A 23,324-nucleotide genomic window follows, 5' to 3' on the forward strand; every position below is an offset into this window, starting at 1 on the left:
TGGCTAATTGAGCGATTACTTCGTTTCACGGTGAAGAGTGTATTTCTTCTCGCGAGAGCAATATTTTTTAAGTTCAAGACGCTCTGGATTGTTACGCTTGTTCTTTTTAGAAATGTAGTTACGTTCGCCGCAGTCAGTGCAAGCTAAAGTAATATTTACGCGCATTATTAACCCTCCCACTCTAAATCAAGAATAAATAAATTGAGCATGATTTATACGACTAACCCATTATAACACAATCTTAAAAAAAATCTAGCATCAATTCATAATATCTTTTGATATAATAAAATCATTCATGGCAAAGCACAGGAGGTAGGCAAAAATGAATTTATCACTCATCTTTATGGGTGTTGGCATAGTACTCATCATCATCTCTTTCTTCTTAAAAGACCGCACAAAACAAATCGAAAAAGAAGTAGAGGAACTGTCAATCGGCATTTATCAGGAAACGAACGGTATTAAACGCCGACTAAAAATCGTAGAAGAAGAGCTGCTGCTTGAACCTAATTTTAAAGTTCAATCACCAAAATCTGCTCCAAAGAAAACACCGATGGAAACATTCCAGCAAGCAGCATCCCAAATAAAGGTAAACCCATCTTCAACAAAGCCCGCTCAACAAGCAAGCGGCAGTACAAAACCTATACATAGCATTTTAATTAGTCAGGTTATTGAATTAGACAAACAGGGGCTATCTATTGAAGAAATCAGTAAGCTTTCTACGTTAACGCCTGATCAAGTACGATCGATTTTATCCAACGGAGGCATATAAATGAAGAAATTACTGCGTGGAATGGGCATTGGTCTATTTTTGGCAGGCGCCACATTTACAGTATTAGATTATATGGGCGAACCCCTTTCTCAGGGAACAGCAAAAAATGAACAAAAAGAACTCGCAGAGCTAAAACGGCAGCTGACTGATGCAAATAAAGAAATTGCATCCTTGAAAGCATCTTCCCTGTCTACAGAAGAAATTTCACCTCAGGATGAGGAAACAGCAGAGCAGACTTCCTCTGCTAACAAAGAAGACACTGAAAAACCTACAACCGTTTCTGGAACCATCTATATTTATGAAGGAGTTTCGTTGTATGACATTGGTAAACAAGCCGAAGATTCAGGAATTATTCCAAATGGCCGAGAGCTAGAGCTTTTTTTATCAAAACCGGAGTATTCCCGTTCCATTCAAAAAGGACAGTTTGAACTAAATTCTGGTATGTCAATGGAAGAAATGGCCAGAACATTAACTGGAAAAACAGTAGAGTAAGAATCGTTGAATCCGTAGCGGCTTTTCCTTTCGCTATCATAGTAAGATTGATGTAAACAAAGGGATAGTTTTTATTTTATAAATTTATCGTTCCATATTTATGAGAAGGGGGTTCCCCCCTTTTTTTTGTTCACTAAATTGTCAAAAAATATTATAATATAATAATAGATACGATACCAAATATAGAAAGAAGAATTCGATAATGCATATTCAGAAGGGATCTAAGGACTTTACCAAAGCAAACTTGGCTCTTTTTGCTGCTGGGTTATGTACGTTTGCTAACCTTTACATCACACAGCCATTGTTACCTGTATTTTCAGATGAATTCGGCATTTCACCTGCTACAGCAAGCTTATCTTTATCAATAGCGACTGTTATTTTATCGTTCAGCCTCATTTTATTTGGCTCCCTATCAGAAGCTTGGGGACGCAAAAACATTATGACCGTTTCTGTTATTGCTTCAGCTGTATTGACACTGATTTTAGCATACAGTCCATCTTTTGAATCGCTTCTTATATTACGTGCAGTCCAGGGCTTTGTTTTGGCTGGCGTTCCAGCCATTGCAATGGCTTACTTAGGCGAAGAAATGGAACCCTCCAGTCTCGGAGCAGCGATGGGACTTTACATAAGCGGCAACTCAGTCGGTGGACTCGTAGGACGAATTTTTATGGGAACAATGACGGATTTATTCACTTGGCGCATCGGCATCATTTTACTTGGTATTTTAAGCATTGTTATTAGTCTCTATTTTATATGGGCCCTACCGCCCTCTAGAAATTTTAAAGCCCGGCCACTGAATTTCGCTATACTCACAAAATCATTGCTACAGCATGTTAAGGACCCGGGACTTGTCAGTTTATTCGGTATTGCCTTTGTATTAATGGGCAGCTTTGTGACACTTTTTAATTACATAAGCTATAAATTGTTAGATGAACCGTACTCTCTCAGTGCCAGTATTGTTGGCTGGATCTTTATCGTCTATCTCGTAGGCACCTTTAGTTCGGCATGGTTTGGCAGCCTTTCCGACCGTTTTGGAAGACAACGTGTTCTTTTTGTCGGTATCCTGATCATGTTCTCCGGAGCATTGCTGACGCTTCCAGTAAACCTAGTTATCAAAATTGCCGGAATTACCATTTTCACATTTGGTTTTTTCGGTGCTCATTCGATTGCTAGTGGAGGAGTCAGCTTCCGCGCGAAAAAGGACAAGGCGCAGGCATCCTCTCTTTACCTTTTTGCCTATTACTTCGGGTCCAGTGTTGGAGGCACAACAGGCGGTGTATTCTGGTACTACTACGGCTGGAATGGCATTGTCATTTTTATTTCCGGTATGCTCTTCATTGCATTAATTTTAGCTCTCAGCTACACCCTTATATCAAAAAAAGAGAACAACCCTAGTCACACTGACTAGGGTTGTTCTTATTTTAATCGTACCCAGCTTAAGCCGAGTGTCCCCTCTCCTGCATGGACACCAACAGCCGCCGAAAGCTGCGTCACAATGAATTCAATGGCCGGATAATCTTTCTGTAATTCTGCTTTCCATGCGTCAGCCCCCGTTTCATTATTGCAATGGATAACGGCTACTTGTGCTACACCGGATTCCGTTACTGCTCTCTCTAATAGATGTTCAATCTCTTTTTTTGCCCTTTTATCTGCACGTACCTTCTTTGTCACCACGCATGTCCCATCATCAATGTAAGAGATTACAAGTTTAATATTTAATAGATTACTTAAAAACATTGCTGTCCCGGAAACCCGCCCACTTTTATGAAGGTTCTCGAGACTTGCTGGGATGAAAGATAACTCTGAGCGCAAGCGTATCTTTTTTATCTCCTCAACAATCTGCTCAGGTGCTGCTCCCTGTTCTTCAAGCTCCATTCCCTTTTCCAGCATTTTCTGCATAGGAAACGATCCTATCTTTGCATCAATAGCATACGTTTTAAATCCTGCTTGCTCTGCTGCTATCGGGGCACTCGTTACAGTGCCTGATTGCTTAGAAGAGGTATGAACAGCAATGGCACAATCATAGCCGCTCTTCTTTAACTTTTCATAAAGTGCTACCTGTTCTCCAAAGTTTGGTTGAGATGTTTTAGGGTGAACTTTTGCATTTCGCAATCGATTATAAAACTCTTTATGTGTCATATCGACTGTTTCACGAAATGCTCCTTCTTCAAATACTACATTTAAAGGTAAAACGTGAATATTATTTTCATTAATGAATTCTTGAGATAAAAATGCTGCCGTATCAGTAATCCAAGCAATCTTTGCCAACTTCTGTAATTCCCCTTGCTGTATAGATTTATGGCTTTAAATTTATAGAATGAAAGCGTTTTCTACTAGTGACAATTGTCATATACGAGCACTTTATTTATTATCCAAGACATAATTTAGACATTTTTCTACCATAGATTTTGTAAAAATTTATTTTTTTCTTGGACTTAATTATTTTACAAACAATTTTATATCGTATACGATATAAATTGAGGTGAAAAATCATCATGCAAAAATTGGAGCAACAACTTTGCTTTGAAGTGTATAAAGCAGCCAACCAATTTACCAAACTTTATGCGAAAACATTGCAGCCATTTGGTTTAACGTATCCACAGTACCTTGTACTTTTGGCCTTGGGAGATGAAGACAGCCAAACAACGTCATCCCTTTGCGAGAAATTAGGGCTTGGAATCGGAACGTTAAATCCCGTTCTGCAAAAATTAGTCGAAAAAGACCTGCTAAAGAAAGAGCCCTCCACGAAAGACAAGCGGGCTTCCTATTTTTCACTTACCGAGACAGCCAGGGCTATGCAGCCAACCATTGAGCAGGCAATCGTTGAAAAGCTGTTTTGCTTCGATTTTATCTCTAGTAAAGGTCCGGCATTAAAAGAACGTTTGCAGCAATTGAATGAATTTTTGGGAATGATGAACAAGGAGGAAACAATATGAACATTTACGACATTCAGGTAACAGCGGATTCAGGGGAAACATATAAGCTCGACCGCTATAAAGGAAAAACAATGCTCATTGTCAATACAGCAACGAAATGCGGGCTTGTTGGGCAATTTGAGGATTTAGAAGAACTTTATAAAAAGTATGCAGATCGTGACTTTGTTGTATTAGGTTTTCCATCCAATCAGTTCAAACAGGAAGTCGGCACTGCTGACCAAGCCTCGCAAGCATGCCGTCTAACATACGGAGTTACATTTCCAATGCATGAAATTGTGAAAGTCAACGGCGATCAGGCGCACCCTTTGTTCCAATTAGTAACGGAAGAGACAAAAGGTTTGCTTGGCAAGAGTGTTAAATGGAACTTTACTAAGTTCTTGGTGGATAAGGAAGGCCACGTAGTAAAACGTTTCGGCCCGACTGATAAACCATCAAAATTCGAAAAGGAAATCGAAAAGTATTTATAAAAGAAGACAAAGTAATTACTTTGCCACAGGATGTAGACAAACTCAAAAATAGCAGGAGTTTGTCTACATCCTTTTTTATTAAAGGATTATAACGTGAAACGTCGCCTTCTCCTGAAAAATATTCATAATCGCTTAATACACGTTTTACATCTTCATATTTAAATACATTCCAAGTATTCGACGTCTCACTGTAACTAACAGGCTCATTCAGCAGCATGTCCCTATACCAATTTAGCGGATGAAATTGTTCTGATCTCGATTGAAACTGTTTAATATCCTCAAATGAAATAACTTCCTGTTTCAAAAGCTCTCCTCCCTCACCTTTTCGTCTGAAAAACAAATTACAGTACTCAAATTTGAGTACTGTAATTACAAGGTTACTAATCATATCCTCTACAGTCAATGCGAGGAAAGTACTTCATTCGATTTTAGGTCTAATGGATATATAAGAAGGCTAGAGACATAAGATTTTATGAAGGAGCAGCAGCTAAATTTGTGATACTTATATAGAGAACTTTAAAGGGAGCACATATTATATAGCCAATACGTACTCCCCCCATATTTTTGACCTTTTATCATGCAAATTTTTTGCAAGCTTCTATGGTCTTTCCTATTTCACATGCAATTTCTTTTCACGAAAAACTTCCTGAGCGATTGTTAAGGCATTTTGAACACGCGGAAAACCGATATAAGGTACAAGCTGGAGCAACGCCTCGACAATCTCCTTCGGCGACAAACCAGCATGCAGCCCGCGTGTAATATGAGTCTTCGTTTGGGGTGCAGCTCCTTGCGTCACTACCGCTGTAATGACGACGAGTGCCCGCTTCTTTTTCCCCAGCCCTTCCCTTGAATAAATATCTCCATAGGCAAATTCAATAATCATTTTGCGCAGATCTGGTGCAATGTCAGCCAATGCATCTGATGCTACCATCTGCTTCAAAGCATCTTCTGTTACATAGTCTTTCATCGTTTCCATGCCCTTTTTAAAACGATCCATCGTCATCCCTCCCCGTTTAAATTTTACCATAGTGGAGGTTGTTGTTCGTCACTTTGTGCGGAAAATCGTATTGTATAAGAAAATAGATAGCCGAATGTAAAGACAGCATATAAGACAAAATAAATAATCATTAAATAAAATGAAATGCCTACACTTGGCATTAGCAGGCATATTGGCATCCAAAGAGCTTGAATAAGATACGAACTTTGATTTTTCTTTCTGTCATAGTACATTTTCTTTTTACAAGCATTACATTTTGCATCATAAATCATGAAGCTCTTTTTCAGCATTTCCTTGTTTGTTAGTTCAATCCCGCAGTGCGGGCAATGCGCACGTTGCTCGTTGCGTGTCAGCAAGATTTGAATGAAAGATGTGTTCGCGAATAAGAATATAACAAAGAAAAATTGTAAAAATTCGACAGGATCTTTCAAATCTGATGCAATCTGTGTCATAGCAAAGCCAAAACCAAGCAAACTAATAATCACCCAAATGATCCGATACGATTTTAAAAACCCAACTAGCCGCTGAACGAACGCTGCATTTTGCCAGCGTTTTACTTTAAGCAACGAAACGACTGCTAGTGTATAGGCTGACATCATCAGAAGCAAGGTAAGGGTTAGCCAAATGATTTCTTCTATGGAAATTGCCTCATTTATCGTTTCTACAGGCGCTGCTGTTTGCTGTATCGCAGTACTCGGCTGTAGGGCCAGCCAGCCTGAAAACATAGCTAACAAAACAAAGGCTGGAAGTATGACTGACACATACGATTTCTTCTGTTTCTTTCCTGATTTTACATGATCGATCATTTGTTGTTTTTGAATTCCTGTTAGATGAAACTGATCTAATTCCCGTTTCCAATTATCTTGAATCGTCATTTGCTAACACCTCCCATTGTTGTTTCGGCAGCAGTTGTTTCAGCTTTTCTCTTCCCCGCTGCAGCCTTGTTTTCACTGTGGAAACAGGAACCTGGAGAAATTCCGCTACTTCACTTACCTGTAAATCTTCATAATAATAGAGAAGCAGCACCTCACGATATTTGACAGGAAGTTTTAATACCGCTTTTGTAATCTCACCGCGTTCTTCTTTTTGCAACACACGATAGTCAGCTCCCCTGCTCGTTCCTGTCAATTGTTCTAACAAAGAAAACGTACGGTGTTTCCAGCTACGGAGATAGTCGTAGCTCCTGTTGACAGTCATTTTAGTCAAATATGTTTTTAGGGAAGAACGTTCGTCAAAGCGATGGCTCGTTTGATAAAATTTCATAAATACATCCTGCACAACCTCTTCGGCGGCACGTTCATCCTTTGTATAAATAAAAGCGACTCGGAACAAATAATCGCCATATGTATGAATCAACTGTTCAATTTCCATAGAGGACGCCTCCTTTCTTACCCTACAGACGGAAGAAATGACAACAAGGACTCATTTTAAAGAAAAAATTTATCTGACATTTAATTATCTTACACCCCAGCTGTCCTATTTCCACTAAGCTTACTTATTTAAAGAAAGATCAGCATTGCTTTTACCAAGATTCCACCACTTTAACAAAGTAAATGTTATCCATTAAAAAGAGGTATATGCTCAGGATGCATATACCTCTCTTCACTTGTTATGGCTCAAAGCTTTGCAACGCTGTCTGAGCAAGCTGTTGCAGCTCTCCCGGAATTAATGCAATTTGCTCAACCGCATTTGCTACGACTATTTTTGAATAAAACGGCAAGCGCGGTATAAGCTTTTGAAGCAGTATCTTCTGTAGAATAAAATCACCTGAAAGCAGCGCTTCTTCTATAAATACAGTACTTTCCGTTGGATATTGCAACAAAATTTCCAATGCACGCTCTTCATATTGATCATTCTCTAAAGCTTCCAATAGCTTCGGGATATAAGGAGACACTTCTTCAGAAGATGCGTATTTCAAGCTCTCCATCCATTCGTATTCCATCTACTCCCTCCTTATACATATTGCAGAAACGCTGCAACCATCTGCTTCCCAGCAAGGGTACCAATTGACTCTGGGTGAAATTGAAGCCCGAACACTGGATATGATTTATGCTGAATCGCCATGATTTCTCCATCATCGCTTGATGTCGCCAATATATCAAAATCTGAATGAAGTGTAGCGGGGTCGATAATCAAGGAATGATAACGCATTACTTCTACTTCTTCTTCCAAGCTTTCAAATAGACCTCGTTTTTCATACGTTAGCATACTTGTCTTTCCATGCATAATCGTACTCGCACGGACGATGTCACCCCCAAAAGCCTCTCCAATTGCCTGATGTCCAAGACAGATGCCTAAAATAGGGTACTCCTTATAAAGCTCCCTAATAATTTGTACGGTAATTCCTGCATCCCTCGGAGCACCGGGGCCTGGCGACAATACAATGGCTTCTGGCTGCATTCGACGGATTGCTTCAATTGTTAACTCATCATTGCGGATGACTTTTACTTCAGAACCCTGTGAAGCAATTTGATGATAAAGGTTATATGTGAAGGAATCATAATTATCGATCAGGAGAATCATTTTGCCACCTCCAGCAAGGCACGCGCCTTATTAAGCGTCTCCTCATATTCTGATTCCGGTAAGGAATCATGGACGATTCCTGCGCCCGCTTGAACATATGCTTTTCCATCCTTCACAACCATTGTCCGAATGGCAAGTGCAAGATCCATAGCACCTGTTACCGATATATAACCAATTGCGCCTGCATAAATGCCTCGTTTTTTCTGCTCAAGAGCGTTAATAATTTGCATGGCTCGTATTTTAGGAGCACCTGATACCGTTCCTGCTGGTAAGCTGGATGCGAGTACATCAACAACATGCCGATCATTGCGCAGTTCACCAATTACCTCCGACACAATATGCATGACATATTTATACCGCTCAATTGCCATATATTTTGTTATTTTCACACTGCCGGTTTTCGCTACCCGTCCAACATCATTTCTACCAAGATCGACCAGCATCTTATGTTCGGCAATTTCCTTTTCATCAGCCAATAGTGCGGCTGCTATTGCTTCATCCTCGGCAGCTGTCTTACCCCGCGGCTTCGTACCTGCAATCGGATTCGTTGTTACGATCCCCTCTCTGACTTTCACTAGACTTTCCGGTGAAGTGCCTAAAACGGTATACTGACCGAATTCCATGTAAAACATATAGGGTGACGGATTGGTTGTGCGAAGTTTACGATATAAGGTAAACGGGTTTCCATTAAATTCAGTTTCAAAGGTCTGCGATAAGACCACCTGAAAAATATCCCCATTACGAATATGTTCTTTTGCTTTTTCAACCATATCGATAAATCGCTGCTTTTCAATTGTCGGAGTAAAGGAGACAGCCAGTGGTTCTTCTATTGTTTGCATCTGCGGCTGATAAAGCTGCTCTTCTATATGAGCAACTGCTGCCTCTAGCTCTTCTTGTGTTCTGCCTGACTGAAATAAATCGATGGCTGCCACTGTGATATCCTGCTTCAAATGATCAATTACAATAAATGTATCATAGAAATACACATGTACATCCGGCATCTGATAAGCATCATTCAGAACTTCTCCGATTTTTTCAAAGTGAAAGGCCGTTTCATAGCCAAAATAACCGATCGCCCCTCCAAAAAAAGCAAATGGATATTCCACTTCACGAATTGGTAAACAATTTTTCAATTGCTCAATCACTGGTACAGCATACGCTGTCGTTTCATCTTGAAAGCGGAATATACAGCTCGATTTTCCTCCCTTTAGTTCTGCAATTGGATTCACTGCAATAAAGGAATACCTTCCGCTTTCCTCGTATTTAGCATTTGATTCAAATAATACTTTGCGCTCTCCATGCAGTGCATTAAAGATAGACACAGGAGTCAGCATATCTCCCTGTAGCTTTCGGACTGCATAATCTCTAATCTCAACTGTCATCTCAACTATCCTCTCTCAGCTCATTTTGCACATAAAAAGGCCCTCCGCAAAAAAGGACGGAGAGCCGTGGTGCCACCTTTATTGACTATTACATATAATAGTCCACTCTTTTCTCGTAACGTGAGACCTACGTCGAAGCATTTCCTCTTCGCAGCTAGAAAACCCATTCATGCTATCCTTCACACCGGATTCCCACCAAACACCGGCTCTCTGTTGTTTTTTATAGCATTACTATTTTTTCATCATAGCCTTTACTTGGCTTTATTCTATTATAAAATTTTATATTATTCAAATAATTTTTCGATATCTTTATACTGAAATGTAACCTTCTCCAAAATAAAAACCGCATTTTCTCACATGATGAGAAAAATGCAGTTCAAATTAGTGCTTCTTTTGCACTTGGCTGGCGTTTATCCATTTGGGAAAAAAACCTTCTTCAAAAACGGAAGGGGCGCCTCTTCAAAATGCTGCGAATTAAGGGCAATGGCCGATAACTCAATCCCCCTTATCTCAAATTCCTCGATCAAAGAATCCGGAATAGAAGCAGGATTAAATGTATTCGCAGTTAGAAGCATAAATTCCGCTTCTTCCTTCAATTTATAAGCATCAAAAAGATACAATGCTTGTTTAAAAAGAAGCGCCATATCCTGTTCATTTTCCATTTTAATATACTGTAGCCGCTGAATGCCTTCCGATGTTAATTCACCATGAGGGAAGAGACACCGGTCATTAATTGTAGCAACGATGCAATCTCTTTTCTGCTCAGCACATAACTCTAATAATGGCAAAATCAGTCCCTTTGCCTGAATTTCGTACTCCTCCATGCCCCGAGATGTATCGAGCCCTACAATCAACGGAGCAACAAAATCTATTTTATAATGAAAAGGAACGTATGTTACATTTCCTTTTGTGACAGCTTTATCCTTTAAAGTTGACTTGCGTTGGATGGCGCGTATATCACGTAAACCTTCATCTTCATAAGGGGTGACGAGCGGGACCGAGCCTTCTAATTTGCCCAGACGATCCTGAAACTCAACCGCAACCCCAATGGACTTTATAAATTCCTCATCCCGGGCAAATTGATTCAGAAATGCTTGCTGTGCATCTTCAGTGAGCTGCTGAAACATTTCACTGCTATATAAAAAACGTAAAACATCATCATAAAATAATGTCTTCACTTTCTATCCACACACCTTATTTTTGAATGTACTTGTTAGTATATAGAAAAAAATAAAATAAAAATAGTAAAGTTGTCGGAAATTCACGTTTACGTGTTTAAAATATCACGAAACTGTGAATAGAAAAGAGAAAGTTCTGTTATTCAGTACGTGACCGTCGGTTAATCGGCTGACCTTCACGAAGTTTAACTAGTGAAATACCTACTAGCAGAAGGACTGATGCAACGCCAAATAGTATAAGACCCGGGATCACATAATGCAGCAGCCATAATACTACACTTACACTTAACACGATTCCACCGATGAGCAGCAGCGCAATACTATCTTTCATAAACATCCTCCTCTGTTGAAATGATATCTTATTTATTCCTTTTTTTTGTCTATTTCAAACAATATGTTGATGTTCCCTTTGTTGGTATATATATACATATTATTCATTTTATAATTTAATTCTCAATTTTTTGAAACCATTACGTGATTATTAACGTATGGTTAAGAGAACTCATAAAAAGGAGATGGCTATTTTGAAGAAAAAATTATTTATTGGCATGACATTAGGTTCCGCAGTATTAGTTGCAGCATGTGGTGATTCTGCAACCGTAACGGATAACGCCTCAGAAAAATCGGAGCTAACATTAGAGCAAGTATATGAAAAAACAATTGAAAGACAGCAGGAATTAAAAAGTGCTAAAGCTACTATGAAAGTTGACCAGACAATCGGGGTGGATTCAGAAGAAGGAGCCTTCGAAATGACATCTACTTCAGATTTCAATATGGATATGATCATCGATCCTATTCAGCTTTATCTAGAAGGTACGACAGCTATGAAGGACAGTGAAAGCGGCGAAGAAATGGAAGCTCCTATGAAAATGTATATGACACAAAGTGATGGCTTTTATATTTACGAGGAAACTGCAGGCAGTTGGCTTAAACTGCCTCAAGGGGAATATGACGAGCTTATGAACCAAGCGGGCATCCAAAATGACCCCTCTGAACAGCTTCGTCAGCTAGAACAATTTGTTAAGGATTTTACTTTTGAACAAAATGATGATGAGTATATTTTAACATTAGATACGGACGGAGAAAAATTTAAGGAATTTGCGCTTGAGCAGGCAAAAGCATCTATGGGCGGCGAAGAGCAATTACTTGGCAGTATGGATGGATTAAACATCGAAGATGCGCAATATGTTTTTATTATTGATAAAGAGACATTCGACATGAGCAATATGAAAATGGATATGGTTATGACAATGGAAGAAGAAACGGGGAAAATGACAATCAATCAAAGCGCGACAGTTAACTATTCAGATTTTAATAAAATCGATGCAATCACAATTCCACAGGAAGTTATTGATAATGCACAAGTAATAGAATAGCGACATCTAAATAAAGCAGCACACCATACTAAAATGGGTGCTGCTTTTATGTATTACTCTGCTACGTAAGAACAACAATAACGTGTAACAGACTCCACTTTCAGTTGAAACGAACTGTTTGCCGGCATATAAAGTACATCGTGCCCCCTAATTGGTACCGTTACATCTTCAAGTGTACTCATAAAAACATCTCCAATTTACAGTGCATTTTACTATAGTATCAAGAAATATCTTCAATTAATTTTATTTTTTAAAATTCAGCTTATTTCCTATACTTTCTTTGCTAAAATCCACCGTAATTAGAGATAATACGTTTAGGACATACGCTAGGAAGGAAATTACAAATAGAGGGACAGATAGAAGGAGGTTATTTTATGCTGCATTACGAACGAAATGGTAATACAGGCGGCGATACAATCGTCATGATTCATGGATTCCTTGGCGGGCTGGGCATATTCCATAAAGTATTAGAAGAGCTGGAGAAGGAATATGACATTCTCCGAATTGACCTGCCTGGCCATGGAAAAAGCAATGTAGAATTGGATTCCTATACGGTATATGACTATGCTGAGGCGGTTGCCGAGGTACTGAAATATGAAAAAGTTTCGAATGCTACTTGGTTAGGGCACTCAATGGGTGGTTATATTACCCTTGCTGCTTTGGAAAAAGAAATAGCAGAAATTGATAAAGCAATCCTTGCTTATTCTTCTGCTGCCTCTGACTCTCCGGAAGCACAAAAGAAACGGGATCAGCAGAAGGCAGCTATCGAACAAGATGGGGTAAAAGCATATGTTGATAATGGCATCAATGCATTCTTTGGTGAAACCCCTCATTCGGAAGATGTAGATTATGCTCGCCGTGTCGGCTATGAAACAACAGTTGAAGGATTACTAGCTGCATTAGAAGCGATGAAATCCAGACCTGATCAGACAAGTTTTATCCACGAAGTTTCAACTCCGATTCTTGTAATTGAAGGCAGCGAGGATACAGTAGTTCCACCGCTCGAAACTGAAAATATTGCTGTTCAGAAAATTATAACGAAAACAGGACACCTTGGCATGCTGGAAGATGCAAAAGCCTTTACAAAGGCAGTCAAGCAATTTCTCGGATAAAGTAAAAGAACTGCGCCACATTGCGCAGTTCTTGTTATTTATAGAAGCTTATCTCCAAAAAGTGAACCGACTAATGCAACGGCTACTTCTGCTGTTTTGTTACGATCATCTAAAATAGGGTTCACTTCTACAAATTCTGCTGATGTAATAAGCCTGCTTTCTGCAAGCATTTCCATCGCCAAATGGCTTTCACGATATGTAATGCCTCCACGGACTGGTGTCCCTACTCCAGGGCACTCCATCGGATCAAGTGCGTCAAGATCAAGAGATAAGTGAACACCGTCTGTATCCTTTAAATGAGCAATCGTCTGCTCAATGACAGACGTCATTCCCATCCGGTCAATTTCATGCATAGTAAATACTTTTATCCCAAGCCTGTGAATGAGCTCCTTCTCTCCCTCATCGAGCGCCCGCGCTCCAATCAGCACAATGTTTTCAGGTTTAATTTTATTTCCCCCGATGGAAGTTAAGGATGAATGGCCAAGATCTAAATTTACAGCAAGTGGCATCCCATGTATGTTTCCTGATGGCGACGTTTCCGGTATATTTAAATCGCCGTGGGCATCATACCAAATGACGCCGACATTGCTCCGTTTTTCATTAATTGCTGCAAGCGTCCCGATTGAAATACTGTGATCTCCCCCTAATATCAGTGGAAATACATCATCTTTCAACATTTTTATAACACTTTCTTTCACACCAAGACTTGCTTCTACGACCGATTGAAGATTTTTCAGATTGGCATCTCCGATTTGTACTGGACACCGCCCTTGTACCGAAATGTCACCATAATCAATAACTGAATAGCCAAGTTCCAATAACCGGTCCTGCAGGCCTGCATAACGTATAGCACTTGGTCCCATATCGACGCCGCGCCGCTCCTGCCCTAAGTCCATAGGAACCCCTACTATTCCAACTGTGTTCATTTCATTCTTCCCCCTCTAATTACTGTGCAATCAAGTAAAATATATGATTAGACGACAGTACCTTGGCTTTTCCGATTTTCGGCAAAACCAAATAAATGAAGCACCCCTTTAATGTCGTCTAACAATTATTGTAACTTATTTTTTTGCACCAAAACAGATTTTCTCTGTCATTTTTCAGAAAACAAAAGCAAACAAAGGGCGAATCTCAAATTTATGAGACACGCCCTTTATACTGAAAATGTGAATATGCTAACGTACCGCCGCATAAACAAAGATTTTGGCAGCCAGCAGTCCAAAAGCAGTCCAGCCATTCGAACTTTCGGGACTACATTTTTCGCTTTTCATCAGTTATTCAATTCGTACCGCTGCCCCTTCACAAGATAAAACAGGTGCTCTGCAATATTTGTTGCATAATCAGCACAACGCTCAATATAACGGGCGATAAAAGATAAATAGGTGATTTGCGATAGATTTTCTGTCTGGACACTTGAAAGCCGCATCAGATTACTAACCGTATCTCCATACAGTTCATCCACCTGGTCATCCAAATCTGCAATTTCTTTAGCTTTTGCCGTATTTTCTTCAATAAATGCCTTTATAATCTGACGAAGCATAGATGTTGTCCGGAAATGCATATCTTCTAAAGTTTCGATTGTTGTAATAAAAGGATCTTTCCCCATCCGTATCGTTTCCTTCGCGATATTCACAGCATAGTCTCCAATGCGCTCCATATCGGCTGAGGCTTTGATCATGACGATCAGTCTTCGTAAATCTGTTGCTACAGGCTGTTGCTTTGCAATCAACAGAATAACGCGATCATTGATCGCTTCCTCCAAACGATTAATATCCGTATCCATTTCAATAATCTCAAGTGCAAGGTCCATATCTTTTTCTACAAAAGCTTTAAAAGCAAGCTCAAATGCATCAATAGCTTTTGTACTTAATTCAAGAAATGCCTGCTGCACATCCTGTAAATCATTTTCAAATCTCTCACGTACCATTATGTTTCTTCACTCCTTATCCAAATCGTCCAGAAATATAATCTTCTGTCCGTCTATCTGTTGGGTTTGAGAAGATTTTGTCCGTCTGATCAAATTCTACAATTTCCCCATTTAAAAAGAATGCTGTTTTATCGGAAATTCGGGCTGCCTGCTGCATATTGTGGGTAACAATAATGATAGAGTATTGTTCCTTCAGCTCCTGTACCAGCTCTTCCACCTTGAGTGTAGAAATCGGGTCAAGTGCCGATGTGGGCTCATCCATTAAAATGACATCCGGTTCAATGGCAAGACATCTAGCGATACAAATTCGCTGTTGCTGCCCTCCAGAGAGACTGTAAGCATTCTGATGAAGACGGTCCTTCACATCATCCCAAATAGCAGCACCCCGCAATGATTTCTCTACAATTTCGTCAAGAATTTTCTTGTTTTTAATTCCATGGATACGTGGTCCGTAAGCAATATTATCATAGATAGACTTAGGGAAAGGATTCGGTTTTTGGAATACCATCCCTACTTTTGTACGCAGCTCTTCCACCTCATAATTAGTGCCGAAAATATTACGTCCCCGGTAATTGATTTCCCCAGTCGTACGTACAGTAGGTACCAGTTCAACCATTCGATTTAATGCTTTTACATAGGTAGATTTCCCGCATCCAGACGGTCCAATTACTGCAGTTACCTCATTCTCCGCAATATCAATGTTGAGGTTTTTCAACGCATGATGCTCGCCATACCATAAGTCGAAATTTTTTGTTTGGAAAACGAATTCTTTTTTCGAATTGCTTACCGCTTTTGACTTTGCATTATTCACAACAATTTTAGGTGTTTTTTGTTCAGCTATTTGAATCATTTTATCCACTCCTTAATAGCGTTTTTGAAACTTATTTCGAATCAGTACAGCAATAGAGTTCATCAATACAAGCATTGTCATCAGAACAATAATGCCTGCTGCTGCCACGTATTGAAACTCTTCCTGAGGACGTTTCGCCCAATCAAAGATCTGCATTGGCAACGCTGTAAAGGAATCGAGCAGCCCTGTCGGAAGAAACTGCAGAATAACCGGGATACCGATTACAACAAGCGGTGCAGTCTCGCCAATCGCACGAGAAAGAGCAAGTATACTTCCTGTTAAAATCCCTGGAATGGCTGCTGGAAGCACAACACGTATAATCGTTTGCCATTTCGTAGCCCCCATCCCGTATGATGCCTCTCTCTGTTCATTCGGCACCGCACGAATCGCTTCCTGTGCTGCTACAATAATGACAGGTAAGATAAGCAAACTCATCGTAAATCCGGCTGCTAAAATGCTTTTTCCAAGATCCAGCATCCGAACAAAAATTGTAAGGCCCAGAAGCCCGAATACTATCGATGGCACACCTGCCAGGTTTGCAATATTCATACGAATAAAATCATTGATTTTATTTTTTTTGGCATATTCCTCTAAATAGATTGCTGTAGAAACACCTAGAATGATAGAAACAGGTGCGACTACTGCCATTAACCAGAGCGAACCAATTAACGCTGCTTTAATACCTGCATTTCCAGGTATACGAGATGCAAAATTCGTTAAGAAGTCAAAATTCAAATAACCTAGACCTTGGGAGAAGATACGGAACAATAGCACAGCAAGTGATAATAATGCAAAACTTGTTGCCAAAAGGAATATTGCTTTCCATACCTTGTTAAATGTAAGACGAGAGTTCATCCGTTTCATTACAAGGACATCATTCAAATACTTCATGTCAATACTCCTCCCGGAAGCGTTTCGAAATATATTGTGCGAGTAAATTCATAGCTAATGTAAAGATGAATAACGTGAAACCAACTGCATAAATCGAATAGTAAATTGTCGTACCATAACCAGCATCCCCAGTAGAGACTTGAACGATATAGGCCGTCATTGTCTGAATAGAGTCCGTGAACCCAAATTCAAATGTCGGTGTCGATCCGCCTGCAAGAGATACAATCATTGTTTCTCCAATTGCACGGGAAACAGCGAGCACCACAGATGCTACGATACCGGAAAGAGCAGCTGGAAGCACGACTTTGATAGCAACTTCAAATTTCGTAGACCCTAGTCCTAGAGCACCTTCACGGATTGAATTTGGCACAGAACTCATAGCATCTTCTGACATAGATGCAATCATCGGTAAAATCATAATTCCTACTACAATCCCCGGGCTCAGTGCATTGAATATTTTTAATGACGGAATTATTTCCTGCAGGGCCGGTGTAATGAACGTCAACGCGAAAAAGCCGTAAACAATCGTTGGTACTCCCGCCAAAATTTCTAAAATAGGCTTAACTATACGACGTGTTTTATCTGATGCATACTCGCTCAAATATATCGCCGCACCAAGCCCGAACGGTACCGCCACCAAAATCGCAATAAATGTAACTTTAAAAGTCCCTAAAATAAGCGGCAGTACACCGTACAGCGGCTCTTTTCCTGAAAAAGGAAGCCACTCCGTCCCAAAAATATAATCCGTGATTGAAATGCGGCTAAAGAATTCAAATGTCTCAAATATTAACGTAAAAACAATGCCGAAAGTGGTAAGTACAGATAACGCCGCTGCTAAGAACAATGCTATTGGAACAAGCTTTTCAATGATTTTCTTACTTTTCCTATTACGAGAAGCAGCAATCATGGACTGAACTGATTGACTCATTAAATCTTCCTTTCTAATAAAAAATGTGTGGTAAGCTTGCCTTACCACACGTCTCAGGTTTAACGTAATGCTTCTAGAGCTGCTAAACCTTCATCATATTTTTCCTGTGGTGAGCGGACATAGCCAGTAAGTTCCGCCATATCGCCAGCGTTTTCAAGTGTAAATTTCATAAAGTCGTAGGCTGCTTCGTTCTCTTTCATCGCTTCATTCTTCACATATACGAATAGAGGGCGTGACAGCGGTGAATATTCACCAGATTCGATTGTTTCATTCGTAGGCGTCACTCCATCAATCGATACAACTTGCAGCTTGTCTTCGTTTGCCAGGTAATATGCATATCCGAAGAATCCAATGGCATTTTTATCAGCAATAACTCCCTGTACCAATACATTGTCGTCTTCTGATAGAGTCGCTGACTTCACTAGGTCTTCCCCATCTAAAATAACCTCGTCAAAGTAGTCATATGTACCGGAATCTGCACCCGGTGAATAGAATACTACTTCTTCATCCGGCCATGACGGGTCGATATCTGACCACTTCTTCGTCGTACCATCCTCTACCCACAGCTGTTTTAATTGATCTACTGTCAATTCTTTTGCCCATGTATTATCTGGATGGATTACAACCGATAAACCGTCATATGCGATTTCAAATTCTGTATAATCAATTCCTGCATCTTCTAAGCTTTTCGCTTCATCATCTTTCATTGGGCGAGATGCATTTGAAAAGTCTGTTTCTCCATTGATGAATTTTTCAAATCCTCCACCAGTTCCTGATACCCCGACAGAGACACGTACGTCGCCTTGTTCACCTGCATATTCTTCTACAACGGCTTCCATAATCGGTGCCACTGTGGAAGATCCATCACCAACTACATCTCCTGAAAGCTGTGCAGTGCCTTCTTCTGTTTCAGCCCCGTTTGCTTTTGATGAGTCTGTGTCGTCTCCGCAAGCTCCTAGTAGTAAAGTAGCCCCTACTAATGCTGTTGCGCCTAAGTACTTCCATTTTTTCATTGTGAATGTCCTCCAAATCAAAGGTATTATTCTTACATTTCCAACTATAGATTCTGAATATTGAGAGCGTATGAATAGGTTGTTAATCCTAGGTAAAGAGGTATTAACAATTGTAAATTTTGTAAATAAAAAAGGAGTAGTCCCATAAGCTTTCGCCTAAAGAACTACTCCTTACTTAACTATTCATTTACCGTTTCTTCTTCTTCATCCTCATTTAGTACTTCTTCAGACAGGGCTGGCTGAATTTTCTGGCTGGCTGTACTAGACGAGATGTCTGTGCCTGCTCGTTTTTCCTTCAGCTCAAAATAAGCGTCCAAAACGTCACGTGCAATCATATTATTATACGATTGATAGCTATTGAAATTTGTTGTTGCCCACGGAAGGACAACTGCGTATGCCACTTCAGGGTTCTCATATGGTGCAAAGCCTACATGGACAAGATTTAATGTATCAATCCCGCTTTTCGACTTTTCAGGGTCATAGTATTTTACCTCAGCTGTACCAGTCTTACCTGCCGCTGTATAAGGTGCATCGCGGAAATATCTTGCTGCCGAACCTTTTGCACCTATATATACACGACGGAACCCTTCCTTCACTCGATTGATTTCCTGTTCTGTATTATCAATACGGTTCAATATTTTAGGCTCTATTTCCTCTACCAGTGCACCCATTGTTTCACCGTCAGTCGAAGGATTACGAATTTCCTTCAGCATGCGGGGCTGGATGCGGTAACCGCCGTTGGCAATCGTCGATACATACTGTGCAAGCTGTAATGGCGTATACGTATCAAACTGACCGATTGAAAGATCCAGGATATTACCAGGATTATTTGGGTCAGTAGCAATCCCCGTCGTCTCTCCTGGCAGGTCTACGCCCGTCCGGACACCCAAGCCCATTTGATTATATCCATTACGCATCTTTTGTAAAGTATCATTTCCAAGATTCAAGCCCATACCCGGATAATATGTTAGTCCGCCTAGGCTTAAAGCAATTTTAAACATATATACGTTCGATGACTGCTCAAGGGCAGCTAAGTCGTTCATACTCATTCGGCCATATCGGTTGAAAACCGAACTTTTCTCAACGCCACCGATATAAAGCCGTTCATCAATAAGGGAACTTCCAATTTGAATAGCCCCTTCCCGGTAACCTGTTAAAACAGTGGCACCCTTTACCGTGGAACCTGCCTCATAAGCTGTTGTGAAGTTGCCGTATGAATAATCTACAAGATAACGCTCGCCTGTTTCTTCATCATACTCAATCTTTTTACCGACCATTGATAGGATTTCTCCCGTCTTTGGGTCCATCATCACATAAAATGCCCGGTCAAGTAATGAGGCACTGCCCGATCTTTTTGCCTCCAGCAGGTATTTTTCTACAATTTCTTCTGCTTTTTGCTGGAGCTCGATATCAAGTGTAGTTACGAGATCTTTACCAGGCTCGCCGTCATACGTAGTAAGGGTCTCGACAACCTCACCCTTTTTATTCGTAACGTTTTTAACGACTGATTTCTCTCCTTGCAGGAGCTCTTCGTACTGGGCTTCAAAATAACTTTCTCCTACCCGGTCATTACGGGAGTATTCACGCGCCAGATAGTGATCCAATTGGCTTTTCGGAATCCCTTTATTCGGCGTTGTTGTTCGTCCTAGCACTGCTACAGGCGCAAGCCGTACGCGCTTCCAATCTGTGGTCGTATTTACCCCCGGTAATTCGGATAGCCGCTCTGAGACAAGAGCAAATTCATGGTCGGTTACATTTTCGCTTTTAATAATTTGCGGCGAAAGATTATAGCCGCTTGTCATTTCCCGGTATATCGCCAGCACTTCCATGTCCTGCTCTGTCAATGAGGCAAGCTCCTCTTCTGTAATCCGCTCACGAACACGTTTATCGTACTCCCTGTTTACTTCTTTTTCTTCAATCCCCTCATTCGCTTGACGGAATTTATTCATCTCTTCTGTCGTTACCTTTTCCTTCGCTTCTTCAGCATTTAGCAAAATCCAGAAGTCTTCCTTATCACGAGCTGTCACCCGATTTGTAGGCATATCGATTAGAGCAGCCAAGCTTTCGGCTATCTTGACCATTTCCTCTGTCTTCGTTGTCGGCAATTTTGTATATGTAATTGCATTTTCAGGCACATTATCCACTAAAATACGGCCATTTCGGTCATAAATACGGCCTCGAGGAACACTCGTGTTTACTTTGACTTCCTCCATCATCGCTAATTTACTTACATAATCTTCCCCTTTCACAATTTGCAAATATCCAAGGCGGAAAATAAGTACGGAAAACAATAAGAATATCGAAAAGAAAAGGACGTTCATGCGGAATGTCAGGCTTGCCCGTTGCTTTGCCTTTGGTTTTTGGTTGCGTTTGTTCTGGATTGGTTTTCGCATTTAAAATCCCCTTTCTTCAAAAATAACTTTCTACTATTATTAAAACCCATGCCTTTTAGTATAACATCATCACTCCGGTAAAAAAAGTACTACAGGGCCATATTGTTTCCCATTGTTTTGACTCTATTTTTACACAAAAGGTTTCATTTTTTTTCTTCTTCCTGTTTAATAGAAACATATCGAAATAGAGGAGTGGAGGAAATGGAATTTATTGCTGTCGGTCTTGGGGGAGCTATTGGGGCTCTTCTTCGCTTTTACGTCAGCCATCTCATCTCCTATGATGCAGAATTTCCGCTGGCAACCTTTCTTGTTAATATGATAGGTTGCTTTCTGCTGAGCCTTCTTTTAAGCGGGCCCTTTTTAAAAAGAATACCTCATATAAAGCTGGCGCTGACAACAGGACTTCTAGGTTCCTTTACAACTTTCTCCACCTTTAGCTATGAAACGATTTCCCTCGTTAAAAATGGGCAGTTCGAATGGGCTTTTTTTTATATTTGCCTTTCCATATTGGGAGGGGTATTAGGGAGTTATGCGGGTTATAAACTCAGAAACGGGGTGACGCAATGATTTCAGTTATGGTTGGCGGCTGGTTCGGTGCAATAAGCCGATTCTATATAGGAAAGGTTCTCGCTGGAATTAATGGCAGTTTTCCTTTTTCTACATTATTCGTTAATACCCTTGGCTCTTTCCTTCTTGGCATTGCAGTAAACAGCGGACTTCCCACAGCACTTTACCAGCTGATTGCTGTTGGCTTTTTAGGCGCGTTTACAACCTTTTCTACTTTTAGCTATGAAGCATTACAGCTGTTACTTTCAAGACGCTTTCTCACTGCTGGTATCTATATTGGCAGCAGTATGATTTTGGGATTTGCTGCATTTACTGCAGCTTTTTTATAATAAAAGGAGTGAGATTTTTATGAAAAAATGGCTACTGGCACTATTTTTCATCGTATGTTCGCCATTTCACACCACCGCAGCTACCATATTCAGTGATGTCTCCCCCGGCACAGAGGTAGGAAAAGCTGTGACAAATCTTGTTGATCGCGGCGTTATCAGCGGCTATAAAGATGGAACTTACCGTCCAAACGAAGTTGTAACACGGGCACAGGCTGCAAAAATTTTATCCGGTGTCTTAAAGCTTGATACAAAAAATGCCTCGGTTCATTTTTCAGACGTACCCGAATCATATGAGCATTACGGTGCAATAGCTGCGCTTGCCGAACGAAAAATACTGAATGGCTATGCGGATGGAACATTTAAGCCGAACAGTCCTATTACACGAGGACAAATGGCAAAAATCTTAACAAATGCCTTCCGGATTTCCGGTGTGTTTCAAACATTGCCTTTTTCAGATACAGCAAAAGACTCGGAAACATTTGGATATGTAAATGCACTATACAGTTATGCGATTACAACTGGGACGACAGCTACTACCTTCTCTCCTGGAAACCATGTAACACGCGGACAATTAGCCATCTTTATCAGACGTGCAGAAACCTCGCCAAAGAACGGCTCATTGGCAGCGGCGAAAAATATGGGGATGACAGCCTTTACAGAATGGTCAACTGAAAAGGAACTTATCAACATTGTTTCATCAGGGACAGAAATTCATTTATTGCCTGTGAAGGAAGGTTCTACTCGCCTGCTCATAGCCGGCCCTTCTTCACTTTCGGCAACACAGACAATGCAATACAAATTGTATAAAGTTAATGTTCAGCCTAATAATGGCATACTGCAAATCAATATGACAGACAGCAATCTTACAGAAGAACTTTCACACAATGTAAATTTTTATACATATGAGGATTTACAGCTCAGCTTTATTCCATCAACTGTCCTCGTACAAGGAATAGACGGGAAAACAATGCCTGCAGGCAGCTATTATATCGGCCGTGCATCAAATGGTCTCGAACTATCCATCTATACACCGGGGCATTACATAGTAACAGTGGCAGGCAATGGAGTAAGTGCCTCCTTCTCTGCAGTCGTAACAGTGGAGAATTTCGAAACAGCGCTTAATCTCTATCCAATGTAAGAAACAGATTTTTATAAAAACAAAAAAACCGCGGATCATTGGAATTATCCGAATGA

28 protein-coding genes and 1 other annotated feature are annotated in these 23,324 nt (G+C 40.4%); of the genes, 10 read left to right on the plus strand and 18 right to left on the minus strand.

Annotation, left to right across the window (positions count from 1 at the left end):
• Nucleotides 1-15 precede the first annotated feature (15 nt).
• Nucleotides 16-165 carry a 50S ribosomal protein L33 gene (gene rpmG, locus AA0Y26_RS14075; protein ID WP_008408521.1) on the minus strand — a complete coding sequence of 50 codons (150 nt, stop codon included), beginning with the start codon at nt 163-165 and terminating at the stop codon, nt 16-18.
• 157 nt (nt 166-322) lie between these two features.
• On the opposite strand from rpmG, the gene AA0Y26_RS14080 reads away from it, so the two are divergent.
• The 3 genes from AA0Y26_RS14080 to AA0Y26_RS14090 all read left to right on the plus strand — a co-directional run bounded on the left by AA0Y26_RS14080 (nt 323) and on the right by AA0Y26_RS14090 (nt 2,669).
• On the plus strand, nt 323-769 hold the full coding sequence (locus AA0Y26_RS14080; RefSeq protein WP_413362695.1) for a hypothetical protein: 447 nt from the start codon (nt 323-325) through the stop codon (nt 767-769).
• Nucleotides 770-1,261 (plus strand): hypothetical protein, encoded by a 492-nt coding sequence (locus AA0Y26_RS14085; protein ID WP_413362697.1) that lies wholly within the window; start codon nt 770-772, stop codon nt 1,259-1,261.
• Nucleotides 1,262-1,460: 199 nt separating this feature from the next.
• Nucleotides 1,461-2,669: an MFS transporter gene (locus AA0Y26_RS14090; protein ID WP_413368221.1), complete on the plus strand. Its 1,209-nt coding sequence runs from the start codon at nt 1,461-1,463 to the stop codon at nt 2,667-2,669.
• Between the two features lie 8 nt (nt 2,670-2,677).
• Here the strand turns inward: AA0Y26_RS14090 and AA0Y26_RS14095 are convergent, their stop codons facing one another.
• Nucleotides 2,678-3,529 (minus strand): DegV family protein, encoded by an 852-nt coding sequence (locus tag AA0Y26_RS14095; RefSeq protein WP_413362699.1) that lies wholly within the window; start codon nt 3,527-3,529, stop codon nt 2,678-2,680.
• Between the two features lie 227 nt (nt 3,530-3,756).
• Here AA0Y26_RS14095 and AA0Y26_RS14100 point away from each other — a divergent pair, with 227 nt between their 5' ends.
• Both AA0Y26_RS14100 and AA0Y26_RS14105 read left to right on the plus strand, forming a co-directional pair.
• Nucleotides 3,757-4,197: a MarR family winged helix-turn-helix transcriptional regulator gene (locus AA0Y26_RS14100; RefSeq protein WP_413362701.1), complete on the plus strand. Its 441-nt coding sequence runs from the start codon at nt 3,757-3,759 to the stop codon at nt 4,195-4,197.
• Entirely contained in the window at nt 4,194-4,664 is a 471-nt protein-coding gene (locus tag AA0Y26_RS14105; RefSeq protein WP_413362703.1) for a glutathione peroxidase, read from the plus strand. The genes AA0Y26_RS14100 and AA0Y26_RS14105 overlap by 4 nt, the downstream gene beginning before the upstream one ends.
• Nucleotides 4,665-5,274: 610 nt before the next feature.
• Here AA0Y26_RS14105 and AA0Y26_RS14110 read toward each other — a convergent pair.
• From AA0Y26_RS14110 to AA0Y26_RS14145, 8 genes are all read right to left on the minus strand, one after another.
• A complete protein-coding gene (locus AA0Y26_RS14110) occupies nt 5,275-5,667 on the minus strand; it encodes a carboxymuconolactone decarboxylase family protein (RefSeq protein WP_413362705.1) in 393 nt (130 codons plus the stop codon).
• Between the two features lie 17 nt (nt 5,668-5,684).
• Nucleotides 5,685-6,536 carry a hypothetical protein gene (locus AA0Y26_RS14115; protein ID WP_413362707.1) on the minus strand — a complete coding sequence of 284 codons (852 nt, stop codon included), beginning with the start codon at nt 6,534-6,536 and terminating at the stop codon, nt 5,685-5,687.
• On the minus strand, nt 6,520-7,032 hold the full coding sequence (locus AA0Y26_RS14120; RefSeq protein ID WP_413362709.1) for an RNA polymerase sigma factor: 513 nt from the start codon (nt 7,030-7,032) through the stop codon (nt 6,520-6,522). The genes AA0Y26_RS14115 and AA0Y26_RS14120 overlap by 17 nt, the downstream gene beginning before the upstream one ends.
• Nucleotides 7,033-7,270: 238 nt before the next feature.
• A complete protein-coding gene (locus AA0Y26_RS14125; protein ID WP_413362711.1) occupies nt 7,271-7,603 on the minus strand; it encodes a DUF5071 domain-containing protein in 333 nt (110 codons plus the stop codon).
• An 11-nt stretch (nt 7,604-7,614) separates the two neighbouring features.
• A complete protein-coding gene (locus tag AA0Y26_RS14130; RefSeq protein ID WP_413362713.1) occupies nt 7,615-8,184 on the minus strand; it encodes an anthranilate synthase component II in 570 nt (189 codons plus the stop codon).
• Nucleotides 8,181-9,566 carry an anthranilate synthase component I gene (gene trpE / locus AA0Y26_RS14135; protein WP_413362715.1) on the minus strand — a complete coding sequence of 462 codons (1,386 nt, stop codon included), beginning with the start codon at nt 9,564-9,566 and terminating at the stop codon, nt 8,181-8,183. The genes AA0Y26_RS14130 and trpE overlap by 4 nt, the downstream gene beginning before the upstream one ends.
• Before the next feature lie 49 nt (nt 9,567-9,615).
• Nucleotides 9,616-9,821: a binding site (T-box leader), on the minus strand.
• A 155-nt stretch (nt 9,822-9,976) separates the two neighbouring features.
• Nucleotides 9,977-10,744: a hypothetical protein gene (locus AA0Y26_RS14140; RefSeq protein ID WP_413362717.1), complete on the minus strand. Its 768-nt coding sequence runs from the start codon at nt 10,742-10,744 to the stop codon at nt 9,977-9,979.
• 139 nt (nt 10,745-10,883) lie between these two features.
• Nucleotides 10,884-11,075, minus strand: coding sequence for a hypothetical protein (locus AA0Y26_RS14145; RefSeq protein ID WP_413362719.1), 192 nt, complete (start codon nt 11,073-11,075; stop codon nt 10,884-10,886).
• Nucleotides 11,076-11,268: 193 nt separating this feature from the next.
• Here AA0Y26_RS14145 and AA0Y26_RS14150 point away from each other — a divergent pair, with 193 nt between their 5' ends.
• Entirely contained in the window at nt 11,269-12,120 is an 852-nt protein-coding gene (locus AA0Y26_RS14150; RefSeq protein ID WP_413362721.1) for a DUF6612 family protein, read from the plus strand.
• 53 nt (nt 12,121-12,173) lie between these two features.
• On the opposite strand, the gene AA0Y26_RS14155 is transcribed toward AA0Y26_RS14150, so the two are convergent.
• Nucleotides 12,174-12,302, minus strand: coding sequence for a pyrimidine/purine nucleoside phosphorylase (locus AA0Y26_RS14155; RefSeq protein WP_413362723.1), 129 nt, complete (start codon nt 12,300-12,302; stop codon nt 12,174-12,176).
• Nucleotides 12,303-12,494: 192 nt separating this feature from the next.
• Between AA0Y26_RS14155 and AA0Y26_RS14160 the strand changes: the two genes are divergently transcribed.
• Complete coding sequence (locus tag AA0Y26_RS14160) at nt 12,495-13,232, plus strand: alpha/beta fold hydrolase (RefSeq protein WP_413362725.1); 738 nt, start codon at nt 12,495-12,497, stop codon at nt 13,230-13,232.
• A gap of 38 nt (nt 13,233-13,270) precedes the next feature.
• On the opposite strand, the gene rocF is transcribed toward AA0Y26_RS14160, so the two are convergent.
• The 7 genes from rocF to AA0Y26_RS14195 all read right to left on the minus strand — a co-directional run bounded on the left by rocF (nt 13,271) and on the right by AA0Y26_RS14195 (nt 21,234).
• Nucleotides 13,271-14,158 carry an arginase gene (gene rocF, locus AA0Y26_RS14165; protein WP_413362727.1) on the minus strand — a complete coding sequence of 296 codons (888 nt, stop codon included), beginning with the start codon at nt 14,156-14,158 and terminating at the stop codon, nt 13,271-13,273.
• A gap of 344 nt (nt 14,159-14,502) precedes the next feature.
• A complete protein-coding gene (phoU, locus tag AA0Y26_RS14170; protein ID WP_413368223.1) occupies nt 14,503-15,162 on the minus strand; it encodes a phosphate signaling complex protein PhoU in 660 nt (219 codons plus the stop codon).
• A 13-nt stretch (nt 15,163-15,175) separates the two neighbouring features.
• Nucleotides 15,176-16,009 carry a phosphate ABC transporter ATP-binding protein PstB gene (gene pstB / locus AA0Y26_RS14175; RefSeq protein WP_413362729.1) on the minus strand — a complete coding sequence of 278 codons (834 nt, stop codon included), beginning with the start codon at nt 16,007-16,009 and terminating at the stop codon, nt 15,176-15,178.
• Between the two features lie 12 nt (nt 16,010-16,021).
• A complete protein-coding gene (pstA, locus tag AA0Y26_RS14180) occupies nt 16,022-16,900 on the minus strand; it encodes a phosphate ABC transporter permease PstA (protein ID WP_413362731.1) in 879 nt (292 codons plus the stop codon).
• A gap of 1 nt (nt 16,901) precedes the next feature.
• The gene (pstC, locus tag AA0Y26_RS14185) at nt 16,902-17,828 is read right to left on the minus strand and encodes a phosphate ABC transporter permease subunit PstC (RefSeq protein ID WP_413362733.1); all 927 of its coding nucleotides are present in this window, start codon (nt 17,826-17,828) and stop codon (nt 16,902-16,904) included.
• A 59-nt stretch (nt 17,829-17,887) separates the two neighbouring features.
• Complete coding sequence (locus tag AA0Y26_RS14190) at nt 17,888-18,841, minus strand: PstS family phosphate ABC transporter substrate-binding protein (RefSeq protein WP_413362735.1); 954 nt, start codon at nt 18,839-18,841, stop codon at nt 17,888-17,890.
• Nucleotides 18,842-19,020: 179 nt separating this feature from the next.
• A complete protein-coding gene (locus AA0Y26_RS14195; protein WP_413362737.1) occupies nt 19,021-21,234 on the minus strand; it encodes a peptidoglycan D,D-transpeptidase FtsI family protein in 2,214 nt (737 codons plus the stop codon).
• Between the two features lie 201 nt (nt 21,235-21,435).
• Between AA0Y26_RS14195 and crcB the strand changes: the two genes are divergently transcribed.
• The 3 genes from crcB to AA0Y26_RS14210 are packed head-to-tail and all read left to right on the plus strand — an operon-like array spanning nt 21,436 to nt 23,268.
• Nucleotides 21,436-21,801 (plus strand): fluoride efflux transporter CrcB, encoded by a 366-nt coding sequence (crcB, locus tag AA0Y26_RS14200; protein ID WP_413362739.1) that lies wholly within the window; start codon nt 21,436-21,438, stop codon nt 21,799-21,801.
• On the plus strand, nt 21,798-22,130 hold the full coding sequence (locus AA0Y26_RS14205) for a fluoride efflux transporter FluC (RefSeq protein ID WP_413362741.1): 333 nt from the start codon (nt 21,798-21,800) through the stop codon (nt 22,128-22,130). The genes crcB and AA0Y26_RS14205 overlap by 4 nt, the downstream gene beginning before the upstream one ends.
• A 19-nt stretch (nt 22,131-22,149) precedes the next feature.
• Nucleotides 22,150-23,268 (plus strand): S-layer homology domain-containing protein, encoded by a 1,119-nt coding sequence (locus tag AA0Y26_RS14210; RefSeq protein WP_413362742.1) that lies wholly within the window; start codon nt 22,150-22,152, stop codon nt 23,266-23,268.
• The last annotated feature ends 56 nt before the right edge of the window (nt 23,269-23,324 follow it).

Origin of the sequence: Lysinibacillus canaveralius (assembly GCF_047301505.1) — a bacterium.
In the GTDB taxonomy this organism is placed as follows: domain Bacteria; phylum Bacillota; class Bacilli; order Bacillales_A; family Planococcaceae; genus Lysinibacillus_B.

Excerpts from the sequence above, each read along its gene's own strand:
- AA0Y26_RS14160 (WP_413362725.1), top strand. The coding sequence starts at position 12,495 with ATGCTGCATTACGAACGAAATGGTAATACAGGCGGCGATACAATCGTC.
- AA0Y26_RS14190 (WP_413362735.1), bottom strand. The coding sequence starts at position 18,841 with ATGAAAAAATGGAAGTACTTAGGCGCAACAGCATTAGTAGGGGCTACT.
- AA0Y26_RS14120 (WP_413362709.1), bottom strand. The coding sequence starts at position 7,032 with ATGGAAATTGAACAGTTGATTCATACATATGGCGATTATTTGTTCCGA.
- AA0Y26_RS14195 (WP_413362737.1), bottom strand. The coding sequence starts at position 21,234 with ATGCGAAAACCAATCCAGAACAAACGCAACCAAAAACCAAAGGCAAAG.
- rpmG (WP_008408521.1), bottom strand. The coding sequence starts at position 165 with ATGCGCGTAAATATTACTTTAGCTTGCACTGACTGCGGCGAACGTAAC.
- AA0Y26_RS14080 (WP_413362695.1), top strand. The coding sequence starts at position 323 with ATGAATTTATCACTCATCTTTATGGGTGTTGGCATAGTACTCATCATC.
- AA0Y26_RS14100 (WP_413362701.1), top strand. The coding sequence starts at position 3,757 with ATGCAAAAATTGGAGCAACAACTTTGCTTTGAAGTGTATAAAGCAGCC.
- AA0Y26_RS14115 (WP_413362707.1), bottom strand. The coding sequence starts at position 6,536 with ATGACGATTCAAGATAATTGGAAACGGGAATTAGATCAGTTTCATCTA.
- rocF (WP_413362727.1), bottom strand. The coding sequence starts at position 14,158 with ATGAACACAGTTGGAATAGTAGGGGTTCCTATGGACTTAGGGCAGGAG.
- AA0Y26_RS14145 (WP_413362719.1), bottom strand. The coding sequence starts at position 11,075 with ATGAAAGATAGTATTGCGCTGCTGCTCATCGGTGGAATCGTGTTAAGT.
- pstB (WP_413362729.1), bottom strand. The coding sequence starts at position 16,009 with ATGATTCAAATAGCTGAACAAAAAACACCTAAAATTGTTGTGAATAAT.
- AA0Y26_RS14155 (WP_413362723.1), bottom strand. The coding sequence starts at position 12,302 with ATGAGTACACTTGAAGATGTAACGGTACCAATTAGGGGGCACGATGTA.
- crcB (WP_413362739.1), top strand. The coding sequence starts at position 21,436 with ATGGAATTTATTGCTGTCGGTCTTGGGGGAGCTATTGGGGCTCTTCTT.
- pstA (WP_413362731.1), bottom strand. The coding sequence starts at position 16,900 with ATGAAGTATTTGAATGATGTCCTTGTAATGAAACGGATGAACTCTCGT.
- pstC (WP_413362733.1), bottom strand. The coding sequence starts at position 17,828 with ATGAGTCAATCAGTTCAGTCCATGATTGCTGCTTCTCGTAATAGGAAA.
- AA0Y26_RS14125 (WP_413362711.1), bottom strand. The coding sequence starts at position 7,603 with ATGGAATACGAATGGATGGAGAGCTTGAAATACGCATCTTCTGAAGAA.
- AA0Y26_RS14130 (WP_413362713.1), bottom strand. The coding sequence starts at position 8,184 with ATGATTCTCCTGATCGATAATTATGATTCCTTCACATATAACCTTTAT.
- AA0Y26_RS14110 (WP_413362705.1), bottom strand. The coding sequence starts at position 5,667 with ATGACGATGGATCGTTTTAAAAAGGGCATGGAAACGATGAAAGACTAT.
- AA0Y26_RS14210 (WP_413362742.1), top strand. The coding sequence starts at position 22,150 with ATGAAAAAATGGCTACTGGCACTATTTTTCATCGTATGTTCGCCATTT.
- AA0Y26_RS14105 (WP_413362703.1), top strand. The coding sequence starts at position 4,194 with ATGAACATTTACGACATTCAGGTAACAGCGGATTCAGGGGAAACATAT.
- AA0Y26_RS14085 (WP_413362697.1), top strand. The coding sequence starts at position 770 with ATGAAGAAATTACTGCGTGGAATGGGCATTGGTCTATTTTTGGCAGGC.
- AA0Y26_RS14205 (WP_413362741.1), top strand. The coding sequence starts at position 21,798 with ATGATTTCAGTTATGGTTGGCGGCTGGTTCGGTGCAATAAGCCGATTC.
- trpE (WP_413362715.1), bottom strand. The coding sequence starts at position 9,566 with ATGACAGTTGAGATTAGAGATTATGCAGTCCGAAAGCTACAGGGAGAT.